The 5,228-nt window shown below is 35.8% G+C and carries 7 protein-coding genes; 5 read left to right on the top strand and 2 right to left on the bottom strand.

Translation table 11 applies throughout. From position 1 onward, the window contains the following. Positions 1-27: 27 nt before the first annotated feature. From ABW636_RS11490 to ABW636_RS11475, 4 genes are all read left to right on the top strand, one after another. Positions 28-330 (top strand): type II toxin-antitoxin system RelE/ParE family toxin, encoded by a 303-nt coding sequence (locus tag ABW636_RS11490; protein WP_367590145.1) that lies wholly within the window; start codon positions 28-30, stop codon positions 328-330. A 1,013-nt stretch (positions 331-1,343) separates the two neighbouring features. After that, a complete protein-coding gene (locus tag ABW636_RS11485; RefSeq protein ID WP_367590144.1) occupies positions 1,344-2,309 on the top strand; it encodes an RHS repeat domain-containing protein in 966 nt (321 codons plus the stop codon). 173 nt (positions 2,310-2,482) lie between these two features. Then, the gene (locus ABW636_RS11480) at positions 2,483-2,776 is read left to right on the top strand and encodes a hypothetical protein (protein ID WP_367590143.1); all 294 of its coding nucleotides are present in this window, start codon (positions 2,483-2,485) and stop codon (positions 2,774-2,776) included. After that, positions 2,776-3,249 (top strand): hypothetical protein, encoded by a 474-nt coding sequence (locus tag ABW636_RS11475; protein ID WP_367590142.1) that lies wholly within the window; start codon positions 2,776-2,778, stop codon positions 3,247-3,249. The genes ABW636_RS11480 and ABW636_RS11475 overlap by 1 nt, the downstream gene beginning before the upstream one ends. A 111-nt stretch (positions 3,250-3,360) precedes the next feature. Here the strand turns inward: ABW636_RS11475 and ABW636_RS11470 are convergent, their stop codons facing one another. Then, a complete protein-coding gene (locus tag ABW636_RS11470) occupies positions 3,361-3,699 on the bottom strand; it encodes a thermonuclease family protein (protein WP_367590141.1) in 339 nt (112 codons plus the stop codon). 186 nt (positions 3,700-3,885) lie between these two features. Then, positions 3,886-4,218, bottom strand: coding sequence for a helix-turn-helix domain-containing protein (locus tag ABW636_RS11465; RefSeq protein ID WP_367590140.1), 333 nt, complete (start codon positions 4,216-4,218; stop codon positions 3,886-3,888). 153 nt (positions 4,219-4,371) lie between these two features. On the opposite strand from ABW636_RS11465, the gene ABW636_RS11460 reads away from it, so the two are divergent. Continuing rightward, on the top strand, positions 4,372-5,228 hold an 857-nt coding region (locus tag ABW636_RS11460), incomplete at its 3' end, for an MTBMA_p00010-related P-loop-containing protein (RefSeq protein ID WP_508093817.1).

Below are 5,228 nucleotides of genomic sequence, written 5' to 3'. Positions count from 1 at the left end.
AGAACAAGTCCGTAAAATAGCTAGTCAATGGGGAAGGAAATAGTATGGTCAACCCCTGCTTTGCTAGAACTAGAAGAAATACATACCGACATTTTTGAAGTTAGTAAATCTTTAAAATCAGCAGATAGAGTTATTAATGAAATCATGGACAGTGCCGATGTTTTAAGCACTCAACCTGAAATTTATACTTTAGACGAAAACAAAACACCTAATGATGGTAGTTATCGTTCTTATGAAATACGAACTTATAATGTAGCATACCGTGTTTTAGATGACACTATCAGGATTATACGAGTTCGTTATGCAGGAAATGAACCACGACAATATTAATTAGAGATTTAATATATCCCGAATCGTAAAGGTTCGGGATTTTTTGTTGTATAAATAGCCAAGTGACTCCCTACAGTCGGATAGTTATTATGGGCGCATCAAGTATGCTTTGCCCATAAGCTGTTATAAGGTGTTCCTTCGTCACGCCGCAAGCTATTTTTTGTTATTCCACAAGTGCAGAAAAAAGCACTTGTTCCATACCGTCACAACTCCCTCGCCTTCGGTCGGTAGTCTCCACTACAAACAAATAGCCTTGCTTACGTTCCTCTATCACCCGCAGCTCTCTTTTTGCTTAACAACAATATGGTTGCCTACGGCGTGAACCTAATTAAGCAAAACCGCTGCTTCATGGGCTCCGCCGCTTGGTCGCAGCCTAGACGATTATTTATGTGGAAGTATCTATTTTAATAAAGCGGAACACATAAAAATCGTCTGGCACACAAAACCACTGCGTTCCCTTTTGTGTGTCGGCTGCTCCTCTACGCTTCGGCTACGCCTTTGTTTTGCACGCATGCAGCTTCGTTCAGTCGCCACTAGGCTATGATTATGATTAAAGCTGAAGATCAGCCACAACTGCCGTTGCGCTCTTCAGCTTTAATCATAATCGCTTACTCATAAGATAGCGAGGTGTGTTTTTATCTAGGTAATAATTAAAAAACGCTTCAAAAGCGGAATAGCGAAAGGCTGTAGCGTAGAGGCTCTTCCGCTTTTGAAGTGCTAGCCATAGTGGCGATTGAACGTCACGTAAACCTTTGGGTTATAAATCCAGAGGTTCGACTCCCGCTCTGAGTACTAATGTGAGCGGCTATTTTATATAATTGCGTTATAGCCCCTGACGTAAGGAAGAGCGGGTATAACTACCAATTATGTAAAGATAGCTTGGGTGATGCGGCTGGCTTTAGAAGTAACAAATACAGAAATACGTAAGGTAGCTATATCACAAATCACTATTTTAGCCTAGCAGATGGATAGATGACAGTTAGAACGTTCATATTTTTTGCTTTTTAGCAGTGATGCCGGCAGAAAAAGGGTGTCGAAATTATTTTTTTTGCAGTAGCTATGCAGTTAATGGAAACTTAACCATCGACCGTAATAAAGGCATAACCAGTATTTTATACAACCATATGAACCTGCCAACAACAGTAACCGTTGCAGGTGCTAATAATGGAACGATAAATTATGTGTACGATGCTACAGGGGCTAAGCTTAAGAAAGTAACTACTGAGAGCGGAAATGCAACTACCACAGAGTATGCAGGTGGTTATATTTATAAGAATGGAAACCTTGAGTATTTTAGCACCGCGGAAGGGTATGTAACCCCAGAAAATGGGGAATACAAATATGTTTACCAATTTAAAGACCATTTAGGTAACGTTCGACTCTCCTATACAGATGCTGATAACAACGGGGCTGTAGAGCAATCTGAGATTATTAAGGAGTCGAATTATTATCCCTTCGGATTAAAAATGCGAGGGTTTAATGAAATTGTAAGCTCTCATGGGAATAGCACTGCTCAGTTAAGAGGTTTTGGAGGAAAAGAAGAGCAAAATGAGTTTGGTCTTGGTTGGATTGATATAGATGCACGTAATTATAATCCAGAACTTGGACGTTGGATGAATATAGATCAAAAAGCGGAATTGTTCTATGATTGGACACCATATAAGTATGGCATGAATAACCCTATATTACTATCTGATCCTGATGGTAATTGCGAATTCTGTAAAAAAGTCTTAAAAAGTGCGGTGAATGCATATAAGAAAACTCTTTCTAATACTTATGAAGGAGCAAAAAAACTTGTTAGCAGTCCAATACAGACAGTTAAGAAAGCTGCAAGTAATCATTTTAGTAAATTAAGTAGTCCACAAGGATTAGTAAGTTTAGCAAAAGAAGCTTCATCAGTAGCAACAGCCGGAATGACAGATGTTGCTCATGATGTGATAGAAACACAGCTTTATCTGAAGACTCAGCCTCTACAATAGGGAATAAAATCGGAGAAAAAGCAGCTGATACGACAGTTGAAGCAGCTGCATTAGCTGCCGGTGAGGTATTAGGTAAAGGACTAAGTAAAGTTACCAGAACTCTTAAAAATATAAGTAAAGCAAAAACCAGTAAATCATTTGCTACTCAAACTTTTGATCAATCCACAGAATTAGTGGCAGGCACTGAATTTTCGGGGACTATTTCTGGAGAAGCAGGAGCTATGACTGTTGAAATTGAAATGATATCAAAAACTTCTGGAGATGCTTCATCAAATGCAAACTTGATAACGGCTGTGGAATCCATTGCTTCAGAAAATGGGATGACGAGCATTAAGGTTGTAGGCAATGTATTAGATGAAACGGCTGCAGCTAAAGCAAGTGCTGCTTATGTTAAGGCTGGATATGAAGTTTCTACCAAAACAGTTAATGGAGCAACACAACTTACTAGAACAAAAACATTAAAATAATGGATATTGATAGATATAATCGAATTATTCAGAAGCTAAAAGAAACTTACGGTGATTTTGATAATCTTAAAACGAATAATGATAATTTAAACACAAAAATTTATACAGATATAAATAAATTTAGGAATGAATATGAGTTTAATTTATCTGATAGTGAATTACCTATTTTAGATTGTAAACTAAGTAACAAGAATTATATTTTAGCAACTACTCAATCTCTTTATAGTTCATATAATGGAGTTAAATATCAAATGAAATATGATGATTTTTCGAAAATAGATAGAACTTATTTTTTTGAAAACAAACAATTGGCGGAAGGAAAAACTCGAATATTTAGATATTTTTTAAAAAATGATAATGATTTTTTTTATGAAATAGATTCATTTTATCCTGCAGATATTATTCATAATAAACTCGTTTTAAGTATGCGTTTCGGAAAATATGATTCTCCTAGCTCATCCTCGAATGAGTAAGGGCTAGCGCTTCGTCCCTGCTCTGCGAAGTTTACAACTTCGTAGCGGTATGAGTAAGCAATAAAAGATCAGCCCACAGCAGTACTGTTGTGGGTTTGTTGTTTTATACTATTATCCTCTCCATAGTTTAGCTACGCCTTTATCTATTAAATAGTCAGACATATTAGTATCGTTATAGGTTACTTCTGCAATGTATCGTGCATACTGGTCTTTGTTTTGTTTGGTTGTGGTAATAGTTACAGTAGCTCCTTCTGGGCAAAACTTTTTTGCTACTGCCCTGGCATGCTTTGCTTGTCGTTCTCGATAAGCTACAGTATTGTTCATCTCTGGGGCATCAATACGAGCGAGTCGTATTTTTTGTATGGTCTGTACATAAAACCCTAAATCGATCTCTACTTGCAGTGTATCGCCGTCGATCCACCTTATTATCGTTGCTTTATACGTATACATAGTTTTAAAAGTACTACATTTTTATATGTAAAAATGTAATTTGATCAAAAACAGGGTTCAAAAAAGCATTAAAAAACCCATGTAACAAAATGATAATAAGATTATTGCAAAATAGAACTGCATTTTTGTGTATAAAAATGTAGTGGGATTATATATAATACTTTAAGGTAGTAGAAATGTCATGCTTTATGAATATGCTTTTTTAGCTTTAGTATCTCTAATGATAGTATCGATTAATCTAAATAACATACTTTGTGTATCATCATCTAAGTCTTGTATATCTTGTAAACGTTGAACCGTTTTTTTATCAAAAGAAGCATTTACTCCCTCACCTACTAAATAATCCAGAGATACACCAAAAGCATCTGCAATACTCTTAGCAGCTTCAATAGAAGGTATTGCTTCGTTACGCTCGTATTTACCAATCATCACACGAGACACATTAGTTTTATTGGCTAAGTCTGTTTGCGATAAATTATGTTCTTTACGAAGTTCTTCTATGATTTTACCTGTATCCATATATCTATTTAAATGTTACAAAAAGCAACAATAGTAACGTTTTACATCAAAAATACGTAATTAAAAGAGAAATAAGTATCTGATAGTTTTGTTACAAATGTAAATAAAAGATATATTTGTATCTAATAGTTACATCTTTAAAAATTATCAACAATGCTAAAAACCCACAACCCACACAACTATAGTTACGTGAATGCATGCTTAGAAATCCACATTTTAGGAGGTATTAAGCTCAACAATCTAGAACGTATGCGAGTAACGATGAGTGTTCAGAAACCTAAAAGTATCTATGTACTACGTCACAGTATCGATCTGTATAATGACAATATGGTCGAGAAATTTGTTAGAAAGATCGCAGAACGTATCGAGATCGGCACAAGTATTACTAGAAAAACCCTGCAAGAGCTAACTACCGCTTTAGAAAAGTATCGTATCGAAGAACTAGAAAGAGAAAAGGAAGCTAATCAAATCCCAATCGAAGAAATCTCTGCAGATGAAGAACAAACCGCTATCAAGTTTTTAAAGTCTAAAGACCTATTAAGTAAAACTAATGAACTGATCGGTAAATCGGGTGTGATAGGTGAAGAAACCAACCGTTTATTAATGTATCTGATCTTTACTTCTAGAAAAACGAACAACCCGTTACATTGTATCAGTTTAGGTAGTTCAGGAGTTGGTAAGACCCATTTACAAAGTAAAGTAGCAGAGCTGATACCCGATGAAGATAAAATCGAGATTACGGTACTATCTGCAAACGCTTTTTATTACTTCAACCGTACAGAACTTAGAAACAAACTCATACTTATAGAAGATCTGGACGGTGCAGAAAGTGTACTCTATCCATTACGTGAATTACAATCTAAAAAGAGAATTACTAAAACTGTAGTACATAAAGATCGTAAAGGAACAACCAAAACGATACACCTTACTGTAGAAGGGCCTGTAAGTGTAGCAGGTTGTACTACGCAAGAAAGTGTATACGAAGATAATAGTAACCGTAGCTTTTTACT

It is taken from the genome of Aquimarina discodermiae (assembly GCF_040786235.1).
In the GTDB taxonomy this organism is placed as follows: domain Bacteria; phylum Bacteroidota; class Bacteroidia; order Flavobacteriales; family Flavobacteriaceae; genus Aquimarina.
The sequence above is the reverse complement of the archived record's forward strand: the minus strand, read 5'-3'. Positions and strand labels throughout refer to the sequence as shown.

What these genes read in the sequence shown, in the direction of transcription:
- ABW636_RS11490 (WP_367590145.1), top strand. Translation starts at nt 28, where the DNA reads ATGGGGAAGGAAATAGTATGGTCAACCCCTGCTTTGCTAGAACTAGAA.
- ABW636_RS11485 (WP_367590144.1), top strand. Translation starts at nt 1,344, where the DNA reads ATGCCGGCAGAAAAAGGGTGTCGAAATTATTTTTTTTGCAGTAGCTAT.
- ABW636_RS11475 (WP_367590142.1), top strand. Translation starts at nt 2,776, where the DNA reads ATGGATATTGATAGATATAATCGAATTATTCAGAAGCTAAAAGAAACT.
- ABW636_RS11470 (WP_367590141.1), bottom strand. Translation starts at nt 3,699, where the DNA reads ATGTATACGTATAAAGCAACGATAATAAGGTGGATCGACGGCGATACA.
- ABW636_RS11465 (WP_367590140.1), bottom strand. Translation starts at nt 4,218, where the DNA reads ATGGATACAGGTAAAATCATAGAAGAACTTCGTAAAGAACATAATTTA.